Genomic DNA, 15,675 nt, shown 5'->3' on the forward strand with positions numbered 1-15,675 from the left:
AAATAGGCTTGCAATTATTCTATAATAGGACTTATTTTTCGAATTTTCTTCTACTTTATGAAGCTTTCTCCTAAACATATTTCAGTAAAGCTAGATAGGATCGACAAAACCATCATTCAAGCTTTACAAAACAATGGTCGTATTCAAAACAACGATTTAGCCCGTGAAATTGGACTGTCACCTTCGTCTTGCCTACGTCGTGTTAAACTCTTAGAAGAAGCCGGCGTGATTCAAAGCTATACCACAGTCGTCGATCCACAAAAGGTCGGTTTACAACTGATTTTGTTTTCACGAATTTGGTTGGTCGGTCAAGATGCCGAAACCATTGATACTTTTATTGAAGCGATGCGTGAATTACCGCAAGTGATGGAATGTTATATTATTTTGGGTGAATGTGATGCCATGCTCAAAGTGGTAGTGCCCGATTTAGAAAGTTACCGTAAATTCCAATCGACCCATTTGACCAAGAAAAATGGCATTACCAGTGTGAAGACGGATTTACCAAGTCAAATTATTAAACAAAGTTTCCAATTGCCTTTGGATTAAGTACTTATATGAATATGCCCTCGAACCTGAGGGCATTTTTTTAAGCTTGCTGGGCATTTAAAAAATCACGATGGATTTGACTTAAATCAATAAGATCATAGCTGCTTAAGTTAAAAATTTGCCACACTGCCAAAAAATCTTCTTTTAAATCAATTTCACCTTTGACCACAGGACGTGCTTGCCATTGCTGATCAGAAATCCATAAAAAGGTTTGACCAGTAACATCAATCGCCTGAGCCTTACCTTCAACATTGACGCCTTGCACTTGGGCAGACTCAGGTAGTGCCGCCTCAAGCTTTGGAAGACTAATTTCAACAAAATGTTTGATTTGACGTAAACCATAGCCAGCAAAAATTTCTTTTTGTCTTGGGCTAAGTTGTTGATATTTTTGTTCAATGTCCGCAATCATACTGCTTGCCTATACACACTTTAAATAATCTTAAATTCTACTGCCCTTTATAGCTTAAATTGTGCTGTTTTATTATTCGACAATAGTTTAAAAAATAATCTTGACTTTAATGCAACGACACCCAAGTACGGTTTAGTTTTTATGTTGCTGGGCGCGCGGATGTGCCTGATCATACACTTGCGCTAAACGATCAAAATCAACATGGGTATAAATTTGTGTGGTGCTTAAATTGCTGTGGCCTAGCATCTCTTGTACTGCGCGTAAATCACCACTATTAGAGAGTAAATGACTGGCAAAACAATGTCTTAATAAATGTGGATGTAAATCAATATTCACACCAGCTCTTTGTGCTTGATATTTAACACGGTTTTCAATTTGTCGCGCACTTAGACGACCACCGCGCTGACTCACAAAGACTGGAGCATCTGGGGTTAATGTGGTTTGAAACAACGGATAAATCTTTAACCATGCATATAAACTGTCTTTGGCTTTTGCACCAAAGGGTACAATACGGGTTTTATTGCCTTTACCAGTAATTCTTAATAATTGGCGTTTAAAATCGAGATCTTTAATATTGAGATATTGAATTTCTGCCAACCGTAAACCGCTGGAATACAACAGCTCTAATAAGGCTTTGTCGCGTAGCCACAATTGGGCTTGCTTGGTATCGGCAGGTGGCGCTTGATCTAAAATTAAGTTGACACTTTCAATATCCAACATACCAGGTAGTGCGCGCGGCTGGCGTTTGATTTGAAAATCTGCCGCTGGATTGTGCTGTAAATGATTCCCCTCAACCGCCCATTTCATAAATTGACGAATCGCAGAGAGTAGACGTTGGATACTGTTACTACTTAAGTGCTTTTGTTCAATGTTATTCGCAACATATTCACGTAAGTCACTGCTTTCTAAATCGACGAGGCTTAAGTTTTTTTGCTGACAAAACGCTAAAAAATCACTGACATCACGCTGATAGGCCAATAAGGTATGCGCAGATTGTTGTTGTACTTCACGGGTGGTGAGCCATAGACTCAGCAATTGGGTATGATCCAAAATAATACCTCAAAAAAGTGAAGCCGGTAAACTTACCGGCCTGACACAATTAACCTTGAAAATAACTAAGATCAAGCCGACCTTCATAGACATTAGCGGTTGGGCCTGTCATCCAAACCACATCACCCTCTTGCCATTCAATCAGTAGCTTGCCGCCAGCCAATTCAATTTCTACTGAATTGGCAAGTAAGCCACGGCGCATGCCAGAAACTGCGGCGGCACATGCGCCTGTACCACACGCCAAAGTTTCCCCAACACCACGCTCAAAGACGCGTAAGCGTGCGGTTTTTTCATTCATAATCTGCATAAAACCCGCATTTACGCGTTGCGGGAAGCGTGCATGTGCTTCCACTTGCGGCCCCAAACGTGCAACATCCGCTTTAAGCACATCAGGCACAATGGTCACAGCATGCGGGTTACCCATATTGACTACATCAATGCTAAGTTGCTCATTGTTAGCCAGTTGAATGTCATACAAGCTATCTGGTTCATCTGCAAGGAATGGAATTTCTTGCGGTAGGAATTTTGGATAGCCCATATTGACGCGTACCCAACCATTGGCACCAAGCTCTGGCTCAACAATACCCGCTTTGGTTTGCACTTTGATTTTGGTTTTGTTGGTGAGCTGACGTTCATGCACAAAACGTGCAAAGCAGCGCACGCCATTACCACATTGTTCGACTTCTGAACCATCGGCATTAAAAATCCGATATTTAAAATCAACATTCGGTAAATCAGGTGGTTCAACTACCAAGAGCTGATCAAAACCAATGCCAAAGTGACGATCAGCAAGACGCTGAATGGTGAGCGTATCTAAATAAGCGCGCTGGCTAATCAGATCCACCACCATAAAGTCATTGCCTAGACCATGCATTTTGGTAAATTCTAATAACATCTTGTTTTATCCTTTAAGGCAACAGACGTTCACGTTCCCAAAGCGATTCAATCGTTTCACGCTCACGAATCACATAGGCTTGCTCGCCATCGACCATGACTTCGGCAGCACGGCCACGGCTGTTATAGTTTGAGCTCATCACAAAACCATAGGCACCTGCACCCATCACCGCAAGTACATCATTTTCTTGAATGGCAAGCTCACGCTGTTTACCCAAGAAATCACCAGTTTCACAAATTGCACCTACAACATCCCACTCTTTGCTTGGTACATCTGTACGTGGTGTCACGGCTTGAATATCCATCCATGCTTCATATAAAGCTGGACGAATTAAGTCATTCATCGCTGCATCAATAATGGCAAAGTTACGATGTTGGGTCGGTTTAAGTAAATCAACTTGAGTCAGTAAGACACCCGCATTAGCAGAAATACTGCGGCCTGGTTCCATATACACTTTAAGACCTAGCTTTTCTAAAGCTGGGCGTAAGGCATTGGCATATTCTGTGACAGTTGGCGGTGTTTCGTCTTTATAGGTCACGCCTAAACCACCACCAATATCAATGTGTTTTAATTCAATACCCATCTCTTTAAGCTTATCGATCATGACGATGACACGATCTAAGGCATCTACAAAAGGCTGAGTTTCGGTGAGCTGTGAGCCAATATGACAGTCAATCCCCACAATTTCTAAATGTGGCAAAGATGCAGCATAAGCATAGGTTTCAAATACGCTATCCGATGGAATACCAAATTTATTTTCTTTTAAGCCTGTTGAGATATAGGGATGAGTTTTCGCATCTACATCTGGATTGACACGTAATGAGATCGGCGCTTTTTTACCAACACGCGCAGCAACTTTTTCAATTCGGTCTAGCTCTGCATAGGATTCAACGTTAAAGCAAGCAATCCCCACTTCTAGGGCTTTTTGAATATCTGCTTCTGATTTACCCAAACCAGAGAAGACTATTTTACTTGGCTCACCGCCTGCTTTAAGTACACGCGCCAATTCGCCACCTGTCACAATGTCAAAACCAGCACCTTGCTTGGCCAATACATTGAGTACGGCAAGATTCGAGTTTGATTTTACCGCAAAACAGATCTGATGATCGATAAACTCAAAGGCACGATCCATATCTGCATAATGCTTTTCAAAGGTTGCCTTTGAATATACATATAACGGTGTACCATGTTGTTCAGCCAATGCTTGTAATGAACATTGCTCGGCGTGCAACACCCCATCAATACGGGTAAAACTCATGAATCTATCCTTTTTCAATATACGCTAAGATGTAGCTACAACAATTTATGGTGCAGTTACAGGTTGTGACTGGCTCGCGGCTGGTGCTGGGTAAAGCAAATATTTGGCACGGTGGTCATAGTCAGGATCACTTGGCAATTGCAAAGCACCCGTTTGACCACAGGCAGATAAAGCAAGACTTAAGCAACAGACACTTAAGACACAAAAGGCTTTTAACATCACGATTATCTCTGGATAATTTTGATGCAGTATAACGCGATCATTTCGCTGACCCAAGAGATTACCCATAGATAAAAAAAAACGCCAGCACTCGCTGACGTTTTTTTAATTCAAATTAATTATTTGTTTTTGGGCTTATAAAAACCAAAATAACCTAAAGCTAAGATCACCAACCAAATTGGGCTGACCATTAACGCTTGACGGGTATCTTCTTCTAAAGCCAAAACCATAATCATACTCAAGAAGAATACAATCACCACCGCACAAGTGAACAAACCACCTGGCAATTTAAAGCTAGATTTGGCATGTAGCTCAGGACGAGTTTTGTAATACACGATATAGCTCCACATGATAATAATCCACACGCAGATAAATAAAATCGTAGAGAGTGTCGTCGCTAAGGTAAAGGCACGTACCGTATCTGGCACAAAGTATTGTAATGCTGCACCAAGTAATAAACATACCGCAGAGAAATACAACGCATTGGCAGGAACAGCGCGTTTATTTAGTTTGGCAAACGATTGTGGGGCTTGTTGTTCACGCGACAAACCAAACAACATACGTGAAGTCGAGAATACACCACTGTTCATTGATGACATCACCGAGGACAACACCACCAAGTTCATAATGATGGCTGCTGCGGCAATCCCTGCTTGGCTAAACAAGTTTACAAATGGTGAGATATTCGGATCAATGGCGTTCCATGGCGTCACTGACATCACTACAAATAAAGCCAATACGTAGAAAATAATGATACGAATTGGAATAGAGTTGACTGCTTTGGGTAAGTTCTTCTCTGGATCTTTGGTTTCTGCCGCAGTCGTACCTACAAGTTCTACCCCAACAAAGGCAAAAATAGCAATTTGGAAGCCGGCTAAGAAACCCATTGCACCCGTTGGGAATAAACCACCATGTGACCAAATATGGCTAAAAGATGCCACATGACCTGTGTCGGATGTGAAACCCGTAAAGACCATCCACAGACCCACACCAATTAACACCACAATGGCAATAATCTTAATTAAGGCAAACCAAAATTCGAGCTCACCAAACAGTTTGACCGTGACTAAGTTAAGTCCCATGATAAAAATAATCGCGGCTACACTAATCATCACCCCTTCAAATGGGCTAAACGGCAGACCATGATTAAAGAATTGCAGATAATAAATAATTGCCGATAAATCAGCGATACCGATGGTAATCCAGCATAGCCAGTAAGTCCAACCAACAAAATACCCCGCCCAAGGCCCAATTAAGTCAGTGGAAAAGTCAATAAATGATTTATAGTTGAGGTTAGACAGCAATAACTCGCCCAAGGCGCGCATCACTAAAAACACCATAAAACCAATAATCATATAAATGACTAAAATCGAAGGACCAGCCAAACTAATAGTTTTACCCGATCCCATAAATAAACCTGTGCCAATGGCACCGCCAATTGCAATTAACTGTAAATGACGATTGGACAAGCTGCGCTGTAGTTCCCCCTGAACTGAGGGATTGTGTTGTTGCTTTGACATTATTTTCAATTCATCTTCGATGTCCATCGCGACAAATTAGCCTAAAAGTTCGAAAAATCAAAAAAAAATATTACATCATCTATATTTTCTACAGGTTTTATTAACTTTATTTATTTTTCTTATGCTCAAAATCAATAAGTTAATCTTAATCAGAAAAATGTACGCCACAGTCAATGCTGCTTGAAAAATGTTCAGTTTTATGTGAACAATGCTTTCTACAGTAAAAATTAAAATATAAAACACGCATGGCATATCACTTGCATGCTGTGCTGATCCTAAACACAACAAGAAGAGAATTTATGCAGTTACAGAGTTTAATGGAAACCCTTAGCGGCTGGGTTTGGGGTCCGTATATGTTAGTCCTGATTGTAGGGACTGGCATATTTTTGACCTTCCGCTTATTGTTTTGGCAATTTCGTATGTTGCCTTTGGCTTTCAAACAAGTCTTTGGCAAACATCCACAGCATAAAGATGGTGATATTTCCCAATTTGCCTCACTCATGACAGCCCTATCTGCCACCATTGGTACGGGTAATATTGCGGGTGTGGCTACCGCCTGTGTCTTAGGTGGCCCGGGCGCCGTGTTTTGGATGTGGATGACCGCACTCTTTGGCATGGCGACCAAGTATGGCGAAGGGGTCTTGGCAGTCAAATACCGGATTAAAAATGAAAATGGCGAAATGTCCGGTGGCCCGATGTATTACATCGAACGTGGCTTAAAGTGGAAATGGTTGGCATTGATTTTTGCCCTCTTTGGCACTTTGGCTTCGTTTGGTATCGGTAGCTCAGTGCAGTCTAATACCGTGGCACTTGCCGTCGAAAATAGTTTAGGCATCAACACATGGATGACCGCAATCATCATTACTGTATTTTCAGCCTTGGTGATTTTAGGCGGGATTAAAACCATCTCCAAGGCTGCCTCTGTGATTGTACCCATCATGGCGGTCGCGTATATCATCGGTGGGCTAGCCATTATTCTCAGCAATTTAGCGTTAGTGCTTCCTGCCTTAAAGATGATTGTAAGCTATGCTTTTACTGGTGAAGCGGCACTCGGCGGTGCAGTAGGTGCTGCTATTCGTTATGGTGTGGCGCGCGGGGTATTTTCCAATGAAGCGGGTATGGGTTCTGCGCCGATTGCAGCCGCTGCAGCAAAAACCGATCATCCTGCACGTCAAGGTCTTGTCTCAATGACCGGTACTTTTATTGATACCATTATTGTCTGCTCTATTACCGGTATTGTTTTGGTGATGGGCTTTATTATGGCGGGTAATAGCTTTGGCGAGCAAACTGGTGCAGTCCTCACCATTAGCGTGTTTGATCAATTGTTGCCGGGTGTTGGCGGTTGGGTGGTCACTTTCGGCATTATCTTCTTTGCCTATTCAACCATTTTAGGTTGGAGCTATTATGGTGAAAAATGTGCCACTTATTTATTGGGTGAAAAATTCGTGTTGCCTTACCGACTGATCTACATTGCTTCGGTGTTTATTGGCTGTGTCGCAACACTTGATTTAGTCTGGTTATTTGCCGATACCTTTAACGGATTAATGGCTGTGCCTAACTTAATTGCCCTATTGCTGTTGTCTGGGGTCATTGCCAAAGAATCCAAAGATTTTATTGCACGGCGTAAATCAGGTGAACTGTATTAAACCCACAAATTAATTAAAAAAAGCCACGTTAAATGTGGCTTTTTTTATTGGGGCTTTAAAGGAATTATTGTAAGCGTGTGGTCATGGCAACCGCACGATCTGCCACAAGTTCTAACGCAGTTTCTAAAGACAAGACAAAGAATAAAACCCCTTCGAGTTTCATATTGCCCTCGTCGTCCTCTAAATACTCACACAATTCACGATATAGCGCATCTTCTTCATCAACAGCGAGGTCAATGTAAGTATGCTGTAGTTCATGATCGTTGAGGCTTTCTTCTTCTAAACCTAAACAATCAGCGTATGCAATTTCGTGATCTTCGAGCCATGCCAAAACGATTTCATTAATCGGACTGTCTGGATCTTCAAAATGAAGAAACAGCACATCACGGTTTTTTTCACGCGCAATGGCATCAATATGAGGAATTGGTTGTGACATGCACGATTTCACTTTTATAAATACAATATCGCATTATACGAAGCAAATGCTGACGGTTGTATTTTTTTAGATAAATAAAGCGACAAAGTATGGCGTAAAAATTTGGGATTTTAAGCTTGCATCGCTATGCTTGAGCAGTCTATGGAGTGTTGGGCAACATTATGGCCAAAGCAAAAAGTGTGTATCGCTGTGAACAATGTGGCGCAGATCATCCGAAATGGTCAGGTCAATGCAGTGAATGTGGAGAATGGAATAGTTTAGTTGAAGTGAGTGTCGCCCCTGTGGTAACGCACCGTGCTGCGAGTAAAAGCAGTGGTGGGGGGTATGCAGGTCAAGCTGCCACCATTACTACACTCAATCAAGTTTGTGTATCACGCGAAACGCGTTTACATACTGGCATTGGTGAATTTGACCGCGTTTTAGGCGGCGGTTTAGTCACAGGTTCTGTGGTGTTAATTGGCGGTGATCCGGGGATTGGTAAATCGACGATTTTGCTGCAAACGGCAACCCATATGGCTTCACAAGACAGTGCAGCGCTCTATGTCACAGGTGAGGAGTCTTTATCACAAGTCGCTCTACGCGCACAGCGTTTAGAACTCCCCACTGAACATTTAAAAGTCATGGCCGAAACTTGTGTGGAACGCATTTGTGAAGTGCTGGCGCAGCAGCGCCCAGCCGTCGCCATTTTAGATTCGATTCAAACCTTGTATACCGAAAGTTTACAATCGGCACCGGGTGGCGTGTCACAAATTCGTGAATCAGCCGCCATCTTAACCCGTTATGCCAAAAACAGCGGTACAGCGTTATTTATTGTCGGCCATGTCACCAAAGAAGGTTCTTTAGCAGGCCCACGAGTTTTAGAACATATGGTCGATTGCGTCCTCTATTTTGAAGGTCAATCCGATTCACGTTACCGCATGATTCGCGCGGTTAAAAACCGTTTTGGTGCAGTCAATGAGCTGGGCGTATTTGGCATGACCGATAAAGGTTTACGCGAAGTGGCTAATCCTTCAGCAATTTTCTTAAGCCGTTATGATGAAGCCATTCCCGGTTCAATTGTGATGATCAGCCGTGAAGGCACACGTCCTCTACTGGTTGAAGTACAAGCCCTTGTAGATGATGCGCATGGTCAACCGCGCCGTGTGGCACTCGGTTTAGAGCAAAATCGCTTAAATATGCTGCTGGCAGTGATGCATCGTCATGGTGGAGTGCAAACCTCGGGTCAAGACGTTTATGTTAATGTGGTGGGCGGCTTAAAAATCACCGAAACAGGTTCAGATTTGGCCGTGCTACTGGCCTGTGCCTCTAGCTTACGCGGTAAAGCCTTACCCCAGCAATTGGCCGTATTTGGTGAAGTTGGTTTATCGGGGGAAATCCGCCCTGTCCCAAATGGGCAAGAACGTTTAAAAGAAGCCATCAAACATGGTTTTAAATATATTATTTTGCCTCGCGGTAACGCACCCCAAAAAGACATCAATGGCGTCACCATTGTTAGTGTGGCGCGTTTACATGAGGCATTATCAGAAGCCATGCGTTTAAGTGAAGAATTAACCTAAACGCTTTGCATGTAAATCCTGCAAGATGCAAAAAAATATATTTTTATTGTTGAAATTGTCTAGAAATGACGGCATAAATACAGGGTAAAATTTTATTTTTTAAGGATACTTTAATGGAAGTTCGACAGCGTAGTTTGATTACAGGTATTTTAGCTGCTGCTCTTTTGGTTGCACCAATGGCAGAAGCGAAACGTGCTGGTAGTGGTAAAAGTCATGGTATGAGCCGTCAAGCTGCACCAACTCAATCTTATCAACAGCCGCGTCAAGCCACCCCTGCTCAACAACCTGTCGCACCTGCTACTGCTCCAGTACAACAAAAATCTGGGCCAGGTGTTGGTGGTATGGTTGCAGCCGGTGTTGCCGGTGCAGCGATTGGTGCAGTAGCAGCTAATGCTTTAGCAGACGATAAACCAGCATCACAAGCACAAGCAGCCTCTGAAGTTGCGCCAGTTGAAGAAGAAAAAGGCGGTATTCCAAGTTGGATTTGGATCTTACTTGCTGCTGCCGTTGCTTTCTTCTTGTTCCGTAAAATGGGCGCAAAAAAAAAAGTAGCTTCTAATCCATACGCACCAAATAATGGCGCCAATCATGCGCCATTTGGTCAAGTGCCACCTACTGCATCAAATGATAACTCAAATATCTTTGGTCAAAATGTAGGTGGTTCTACACCAAGCAATAATGCCCCATTTGGTCAAGCACCGCAACAAGCGCCAGCTTTTGGCACAGCCTATACCAACAGTGGTAATCAATTACCAGATGGTACAGAACCTGCTGCCTTCTTACGTATTGCACGTCAACGTTTTAATCATATTCAATCAATGAATACTGCTAGCAATATTGGCGAAATCCAGCGTTACTTAACGCCTGATCTTTACCAATCTATGTATCAAGACATTATGGCTAATCAGGATCAAGACGTTGCTGAGTTCTCGAACTTAAATGCCATGGTGGTTGAATCAACCACTGAAAATGGTCAATACATTGTGAGCGTACGTTTTACAGGTACTGTCAGCGAAGATTTAAACAGCTTGCCACAACCCTTTACCGAAATTTGGCACTTTGTTAAACCTGCTGGCTCTAATCAAGATTGGTTAGTGGCAGGTATTCAGCAAGAAAGCTAAGTTTTAAACTCAAAAAAAAGCCTGTGCCTGTCACAGGCTTTTTTTATGGCCGTTGTTTGGTTTTTTGATCCTATCCGCAGATTAAGTTAAATCTTAAAAGAACAGCAATAAAAAAGCCCCTATTCAGGGGCTTTTCATTTAACGACTTTGCGGTAAAGGAATATATTGATTATTTGGATTTTGCTGAGCCACTGCTGGTCGTTCAACTACCATCACCTCAGCTTCTAGGGCTTGATCTTTACGTAGCAAGCTAATTTTCACTTTGCTATTTGGCACTTGCAAACCTACATAATTGACCAAGAAACTCGCTGAGTTGATTTCCTCACCATTGACTTTCATTAACACGTCACCGTTTTGGATACCCGCTTTAGCTGCTGGGCCATTTGGTTCAACCTCTGCCACTACAACGCCTTGCGTTTTTGTAGCTAACACATCGGTTTGTTCCACAGGCAATAGTTTTAACCCAACATAACCACGAATCACTCGCCCATGTTGCAAAATTGAATTTAACACATGCTGACATACAGGTGCAGAAATGGCAAAACCAATACCCAATGAGCCACCCGACTGTGAGAAGATTGCGGTATTTACCCCGATTAAATTACCAGCTACATCAATTAAAGCCCCACCTGAGTTGCCTGGGTTAATTGCTGCATCGGTTTGTACAAAATCTTCATAGTTGTTAATCCCAAGACCCGAACGACCTGTCGCTGAAATAATCCCTTGGGTTACAGTTTGCCCCACCCCAAATGGATTACCAATGGCAAGCACCACATCCCCCACTTCATTACCACTGAGTTTAAATGGCAATACAGGCAGTTGATCAAGTTCAATTTTAATGACTGCCAAATCAGTTTCTGGATCAGAGCCAATTACCTTGGCTAACGCACGGCGACCATCGTGCAGCGCTACCACAATTTGATCTGCTTGTTCAATGACATGATTATTTGTCAAAATATAACCATCTTGACGTACAATTACCCCAGAACCTAGGCTATTTTCATTACGATCTTGGGTAAATTGATCTGGCAATTGATTGCCAAAAAACTCACGAAACATCGGATCATTCAGTAAAGGGTGATCGACTTTTTTGACCTTTTGTGTAGTAAAAATATTCACCACCGCAGGCGCCGCCACTTTGACCGCAGCACTATAGGAGGCAACCCCACCAGTACGGCTAGTATTGACTAAAGGCTCGACTTTTTCGGCCGGCATTTTTACGCCATCGACTGCCACAGGCGCAGTTGGTTTTTGTTGTTGTTGCCATATAAAAAATCCAGCAATCACCAACACAAGTAAGACCCAAGGTAACCAGATTAAGGTGCGGCGCACAGTTGTTTTCCTCTATTTAATATTGTCATCATGCCTAATATTCAGTGTGTATTGTAAGCCCAATTGACACATTGTTTTGTTGGCTTTAGTTACAATTTAACATAGGCTAAATACATCACTATACTCGAGAATTTACTATGGCAAAGTTAAGCGACATTATTCAATGGTGTGATCACACTTTAAAAGCACAGGAGTTTAAAGATTACGCACCTAATGGTTTGCAAATTGAAGGCAAAGCGGAAATCAATAAAATCTTATGTGCGGTTACAGCCTCGCAACAGGCTATTGATGCTGCAATTGCTCAAGGCGCGGATTTACTCTTGGTACATCATGGTTATTTTTGGAAAGGCGAAGCTTATCCGATTACAGGTATGCGTGGTAAACGAATTAAAAGTTTGATTCAACATGATATTTCTTTGGTGGGTTACCACTTACCTTTAGATAGTCATCCAACTTTGGGCAATAATGCTGCAATTGCTGATATTTTAGAACTCAAAAACATTGAAGCACTTGATCCATCAGAGCGTCACCCTATTGGTAATATCGGCTATTTAAAAACACCTATGTCCCCAGAAAGCTTTAAAGCGTTACTCACCCAACGTTTAGGTTTTAATACGATTCATCTAGCAGCAGATAAAACGAGCATACAAAAAATTGGTTTTTGTACGGGTGGCGCGCAAGATTTTATTCATAAAGCAGCCAGCCAAAATTGTGATGCTTATCTTTCAGGTGAAGTATCAGAGCGCACATTCTATGAAGCACAGGAATTAAATGTGCATTACTATGCATGTGGGCATCATGCGACAGAACGTTATGGCGTACAACGTTTGGCTCAAGCATTAAGCGCCGAATTTGGCATCGAAAGCGTGTATTTTGAATTGAATAACCCGATCTAATCTTTTATTTTTATTTATCTGTATAAATTCAGACTTTATTGTGTATTGTTATTAAAGATCCATGCGCCATTTGGCCTAGAATCGATTACAATAACCACACGTTTTAATCTTAAAACCCAGCGTTAGCAAGGAATTGAAAACATGACAACGATTACTTTACCAGCTCTTCCGTATGGCTATGAAGATCTTGCTCCACACATCAGCAAAGAAACTTTAGAATTCCACCACGACAAGCATCACAATACTTACGTTGTTAACTTAAACAACTTAATCAAAGGTACTGAGCTTGAAGGTAAAACTTTAGAAGAAATCATCAAAGCTTCTGCTGGCGATGCCTCTAAAGCAGGTATCTTCAACAACGCAGCGCAAGTTTGGAACCACACGTTCTATTGGAACTGTATGGCTAAAAACGGCGGTGGTGCTGCAACTGGCGCTTTGGCTGCTAAAATTGACGAAGCTTTCGGTTCTTACGAAAAATTTGCTGAAGAGTTTGCTGCTGCTGCAACAACTCAATTCGGTTCAGGCTGGGCTTGGTTAGTTGCTGACGAAGTAAACGGCAATTTATCTATCCTTAAAACGTCTAATGCTGATACACCAATGGCGCACGGTAAAGTGGCTGTATTAACAATTGACGTATGGGAACACGCTTACTACATCGATTTCCGTAACGCTCGTCCTGCTTACATCAAAACTTTCCTAGAAAGCCTTGTAAACTGGGATTATGCAAACGCGAAATATGCGGGTCAAGAAGCTGGTGTTGAAAAATAAATTTTATTTTTCGCATAAAAAATCACCCTTTTTAGGGTGATTTTTTTTACTTCTTGTCTATTTTAAATATAGAGACAGACAAAAATCACTACGCTTTAGCATGATATTCAATCCGATCATCTTGGTATAACCGCGCTTCGTGACCAGTACAAACCAACTCTATTGAATATTTTTATGCATAAACCCATTTCAATAGAAACATACTTCTAATTGCCTTTGCTACGCAGTTTAGAATCTAAGCGTATATTGAGATGTATCATGTTCATTTTAGATAGAGACAATGAGTGAAAAAATTAGAAATACTCTTCTCGATCATTTTAATTATATTGATTTTATGGGCTATTCAATGGATGTGGCATGGTTTTCCTACTGGCAATTAAAATACAGTTTGAATCATTTTTAACATCACTTAGGATTGTCTAAGTACCAGTCAAAGGCCGATGATCAGCATAAAAATTTGACAATAATCCTGACAGTAAAAGTCTAAAAGAATCAATATTTAAGCAATACAGTCTATTTTGCATAATAAAAAAACATTTAAAGCAGTTTTTATTTAATTATTCTTGACCACTCGACTTTTCATCCTTAAAATGCGCATCAGATTCTCCAATAGCTCAGTCGGTAGAGCGACGGACTGTTAATCCGCAGGTCCCTGGTTCGAGCCCAGGTTGGAGAGCCAAATTCTTAAAAAACCCACTCATTGAAGTGGGTTTTTTATTGGCTAAAAATGAATAAAACCATATAAATCAAGCATATTGACTAATTTTAAAACACTTAAATGCTTTCCTCCCTATTTTTTGATATTTAGGCTTGACCCTTTAATAAATTCCTCTATAATCGCACTCAGATTCTCCAATAGCTCAGTCGGTAGAGCGACGGACTGTTAATCCGCAGGTCCCTGGTTCGAGCCCAGGTTGGAGAGCCAAATTCTTAAAAAACCCACTCATTGAAGTGGGTTTTTTATTGACTAAAATTTAACAATACAACTTGCCAGTTTAAATATCATATCTCACAGTCTGAGTTTTAATATTTTAACTCTTTACATTAAATTTATTATGCTTTTAGTCCTGTTGTTTAATTTTAAAACAGTTGTGCATTTTTTTTCTTGAATGACTTGACGCAATTTCACTTTGCTTTATAATCGCACTCAGATTCTCCAATAGCTCAGTCGGTAGAGCGACGGACTGTTAATCCGCAGGTCCCTGGTTCGAGCCCAGGTTGGAGAGCCAAGATTCTGAAAACCCACTCCAATTGAGTGGGTTTTTTCTTATGTGTGATTTATGCAAGTATTCAGCTTAACGCAAATCATCTTCTTTATTATTGGCTGTATAGCAACGCTGGCCTTAGCCTTACTGTTGCTACGTCACTCTGCTGCGCCTAAAAAACCCAAAACTTATTATCCTAAAAAAGTCATTACCAATTTTGAGAGTAAACTTTTTTTTCAGCTTAAAGCCGCGTTTCCAGAACCACAGTATTATATTTTAGCGCAAGTGGCATTTACCGCTTTAATTACCAGTCAAGATATTCAAGTGAGGAATAAATTTAACCGTAAAGTGACTGACTTTGTGGTATTAAATAAAAAACTAGAAGTTTTAGCCATCATTGAACTCGATGACCCTAGCCATGTGGGGCAAGAAGCACGCGATGCCGCGCGTGATGCAATGTTTCATGATGCTGGCTACCGTGTGATTCGTTATACTTCTATTCCTTCGGTTCGCCAGCTTCAAAAAGATCTTAAGGCTTAAGCTGTGCTTCTGAAGCGGCTTTTTCCGCTGCTTCACGCGCTGCAATACGATCTAAAATCTCTTGTTGTTGTTTTTGGTAAGCTTGCTGATTTTTAGCATCACTTTTAATGGCTAAAAATGCCACCGCCACCAATAACACAGGAATAAGTAAACCTAGACTCGCAACTAACATCACTTTTGGCGTTAAACGTTTGGTATTGGCTGACATTGATGGCGCTCCATAGCGTTAAACAAAAAATAGGCGCATTATTCTAACAAGCAAATTTCGTAAAGCAATG

The 15,675-nt window shown here is 41.5% G+C and carries 16 protein-coding genes and 3 tRNA genes; 10 read left to right on the forward strand and 9 right to left on the reverse strand.

The features are described from left to right. Nucleotides 1-57 precede the first annotated feature (57 nt). The gene (locus tag CYK47_RS05500) at nt 58-546 is read left to right on the forward strand and encodes an Lrp/AsnC family transcriptional regulator (RefSeq protein WP_122899692.1); all 489 of its coding nucleotides are present in this window, start codon (nt 58-60) and stop codon (nt 544-546) included. A 40-nt stretch (nt 547-586) separates the two neighbouring features. Here the strand turns inward: CYK47_RS05500 and CYK47_RS05505 are convergent, their stop codons facing one another. The 6 genes from CYK47_RS05505 to CYK47_RS05530 all read right to left on the reverse strand — a co-directional run bounded on the left by CYK47_RS05505 (nt 587) and on the right by CYK47_RS05530 (nt 5,897). Next, on the reverse strand, nt 587-955 hold the full coding sequence (locus tag CYK47_RS05505) for a hypothetical protein (RefSeq protein ID WP_122899694.1): 369 nt from the start codon (nt 953-955) through the stop codon (nt 587-589). A 132-nt stretch (nt 956-1,087) separates the two neighbouring features. Continuing rightward, a complete protein-coding gene (locus CYK47_RS05510; RefSeq protein ID WP_122899696.1) occupies nt 1,088-2,011 on the reverse strand; it encodes a tyrosine recombinase XerC in 924 nt (307 codons plus the stop codon). A gap of 43 nt (nt 2,012-2,054) precedes the next feature. Continuing rightward, a complete protein-coding gene (dapF, locus tag CYK47_RS05515; protein WP_122899698.1) occupies nt 2,055-2,900 on the reverse strand; it encodes a diaminopimelate epimerase in 846 nt (281 codons plus the stop codon). 13 nt (nt 2,901-2,913) lie between these two features. Next, entirely contained in the window at nt 2,914-4,158 is a 1,245-nt protein-coding gene (gene lysA, locus CYK47_RS05520) for a diaminopimelate decarboxylase (RefSeq protein WP_122899700.1), read from the reverse strand. A gap of 45 nt (nt 4,159-4,203) precedes the next feature. Further along, the gene (gene lptM, locus CYK47_RS05525) at nt 4,204-4,377 is read right to left on the reverse strand and encodes an LPS translocon maturation chaperone LptM (protein WP_164709152.1); all 174 of its coding nucleotides are present in this window, start codon (nt 4,375-4,377) and stop codon (nt 4,204-4,206) included. Between the two features lie 119 nt (nt 4,378-4,496). After that, the gene (locus CYK47_RS05530) at nt 4,497-5,897 is read right to left on the reverse strand and encodes an amino acid permease (RefSeq protein WP_122899811.1); all 1,401 of its coding nucleotides are present in this window, start codon (nt 5,895-5,897) and stop codon (nt 4,497-4,499) included. Between the two features lie 299 nt (nt 5,898-6,196). Here CYK47_RS05530 and CYK47_RS05535 point away from each other — a divergent pair, with 299 nt between their 5' ends. Beyond that, a complete protein-coding gene (locus CYK47_RS05535; RefSeq protein WP_122899704.1) occupies nt 6,197-7,543 on the forward strand; it encodes an alanine/glycine:cation symporter family protein in 1,347 nt (448 codons plus the stop codon). 64 nt (nt 7,544-7,607) lie between these two features. On the opposite strand, the gene CYK47_RS05540 is transcribed toward CYK47_RS05535, so the two are convergent. Beyond that, on the reverse strand, nt 7,608-7,979 hold the full coding sequence (locus CYK47_RS05540) for a hypothetical protein (protein ID WP_122899706.1): 372 nt from the start codon (nt 7,977-7,979) through the stop codon (nt 7,608-7,610). A 161-nt stretch (nt 7,980-8,140) separates the two neighbouring features. On the opposite strand from CYK47_RS05540, the gene radA reads away from it, so the two are divergent. Further along, nucleotides 8,141-9,535, forward strand: coding sequence for a DNA repair protein RadA (gene radA / locus CYK47_RS05545; protein WP_122899813.1), 1,395 nt, complete (start codon nt 8,141-8,143; stop codon nt 9,533-9,535). A gap of 113 nt (nt 9,536-9,648) precedes the next feature. Continuing rightward, nucleotides 9,649-10,656 carry a Tim44 domain-containing protein gene (locus CYK47_RS05550; RefSeq protein WP_122899708.1) on the forward strand — a complete coding sequence of 336 codons (1,008 nt, stop codon included), beginning with the start codon at nt 9,649-9,651 and terminating at the stop codon, nt 10,654-10,656. Between the two features lie 138 nt (nt 10,657-10,794). Here the strand turns inward: CYK47_RS05550 and CYK47_RS05555 are convergent, their stop codons facing one another. Then, entirely contained in the window at nt 10,795-11,988 is a 1,194-nt protein-coding gene (locus CYK47_RS05555; RefSeq protein ID WP_122899710.1) for a trypsin-like peptidase domain-containing protein, read from the reverse strand. A 137-nt stretch (nt 11,989-12,125) separates the two neighbouring features. Between CYK47_RS05555 and CYK47_RS05560 the strand changes: the two genes are divergently transcribed. The 6 genes from CYK47_RS05560 (at nt 12,126) to CYK47_RS05585 (ending at nt 15,397) form a co-directional block, all read left to right on the forward strand. Further along, entirely contained in the window at nt 12,126-12,884 is a 759-nt protein-coding gene (locus tag CYK47_RS05560) for a Nif3-like dinuclear metal center hexameric protein (protein ID WP_122899712.1), read from the forward strand. Nucleotides 12,885-13,025: 141 nt separating this feature from the next. Continuing rightward, nucleotides 13,026-13,652, forward strand: a complete 627-nt coding sequence (gene sodB / locus CYK47_RS05565; protein WP_122899714.1) for a superoxide dismutase SodB — start codon at nt 13,026-13,028, stop codon at nt 13,650-13,652. Nucleotides 13,653-14,255: 603 nt separating this feature from the next. Further along, nucleotides 14,256-14,331: transfer RNA gene (locus tag CYK47_RS05570), tRNA-Asn, on the forward strand. 170 nt (nt 14,332-14,501) lie between these two features. Further along, a tRNA-Asn gene (locus tag CYK47_RS05575) sits at nt 14,502-14,577 on the forward strand. 228 nt (nt 14,578-14,805) lie between these two features. Further along, nucleotides 14,806-14,881, forward strand: a tRNA-Asn gene (locus CYK47_RS05580). A gap of 51 nt (nt 14,882-14,932) precedes the next feature. Next, on the forward strand, nt 14,933-15,397 hold the full coding sequence (locus tag CYK47_RS05585) for a DUF2726 domain-containing protein (RefSeq protein ID WP_122899717.1): 465 nt from the start codon (nt 14,933-14,935) through the stop codon (nt 15,395-15,397). Here CYK47_RS05585 and CYK47_RS05590 read toward each other — a convergent pair. Beyond that, a complete protein-coding gene (locus CYK47_RS05590) occupies nt 15,387-15,605 on the reverse strand; it encodes a hypothetical protein (RefSeq protein ID WP_122899719.1) in 219 nt (72 codons plus the stop codon). The genes CYK47_RS05585 and CYK47_RS05590 overlap by 11 nt on opposite strands. Between the last annotated feature and the right edge of the window lie 70 nt (nt 15,606-15,675).

The sequence above is a fragment of the Acinetobacter sp. B51(2017) genome, from assembly GCF_003711395.1.
GTDB lineage: Bacteria > Pseudomonadota > Gammaproteobacteria > Pseudomonadales > Moraxellaceae > Acinetobacter.

What these genes read in the sequence shown, in the direction of transcription:
- CYK47_RS05500 (WP_122899692.1), top strand. Translation starts at nt 58, where the DNA reads ATGAAGCTTTCTCCTAAACATATTTCAGTAAAGCTAGATAGGATCGAC.
- CYK47_RS05505 (WP_122899694.1), bottom strand. Translation starts at nt 955, where the DNA reads ATGATTGCGGACATTGAACAAAAATATCAACAACTTAGCCCAAGACAA.
- dapF (WP_122899698.1), bottom strand. Translation starts at nt 2,900, where the DNA reads ATGTTATTAGAATTTACCAAAATGCATGGTCTAGGCAATGACTTTATG.
- lysA (WP_122899700.1), bottom strand. Translation starts at nt 4,158, where the DNA reads ATGAGTTTTACCCGTATTGATGGGGTGTTGCACGCCGAGCAATGTTCA.
- lptM (WP_164709152.1), bottom strand. Translation starts at nt 4,377, where the DNA reads ATGTTAAAAGCCTTTTGTGTCTTAAGTGTCTGTTGCTTAAGTCTTGCT.
- CYK47_RS05530 (WP_122899811.1), bottom strand. Translation starts at nt 5,897, where the DNA reads ATGTCAAAGCAACAACACAATCCCTCAGTTCAGGGGGAACTACAGCGC.
- CYK47_RS05535 (WP_122899704.1), top strand. Translation starts at nt 6,197, where the DNA reads ATGCAGTTACAGAGTTTAATGGAAACCCTTAGCGGCTGGGTTTGGGGT.
- CYK47_RS05540 (WP_122899706.1), bottom strand. Translation starts at nt 7,979, where the DNA reads ATGTCACAACCAATTCCTCATATTGATGCCATTGCGCGTGAAAAAAAC.
- radA (WP_122899813.1), top strand. Translation starts at nt 8,141, where the DNA reads ATGGCCAAAGCAAAAAGTGTGTATCGCTGTGAACAATGTGGCGCAGAT.
- CYK47_RS05550 (WP_122899708.1), top strand. Translation starts at nt 9,649, where the DNA reads ATGGAAGTTCGACAGCGTAGTTTGATTACAGGTATTTTAGCTGCTGCT.
- CYK47_RS05560 (WP_122899712.1), top strand. Translation starts at nt 12,126, where the DNA reads ATGGCAAAGTTAAGCGACATTATTCAATGGTGTGATCACACTTTAAAA.
- sodB (WP_122899714.1), top strand. Translation starts at nt 13,026, where the DNA reads ATGACAACGATTACTTTACCAGCTCTTCCGTATGGCTATGAAGATCTT.
- CYK47_RS05585 (WP_122899717.1), top strand. Translation starts at nt 14,933, where the DNA reads ATGCAAGTATTCAGCTTAACGCAAATCATCTTCTTTATTATTGGCTGT.
- CYK47_RS05590 (WP_122899719.1), bottom strand. Translation starts at nt 15,605, where the DNA reads ATGTCAGCCAATACCAAACGTTTAACGCCAAAAGTGATGTTAGTTGCG.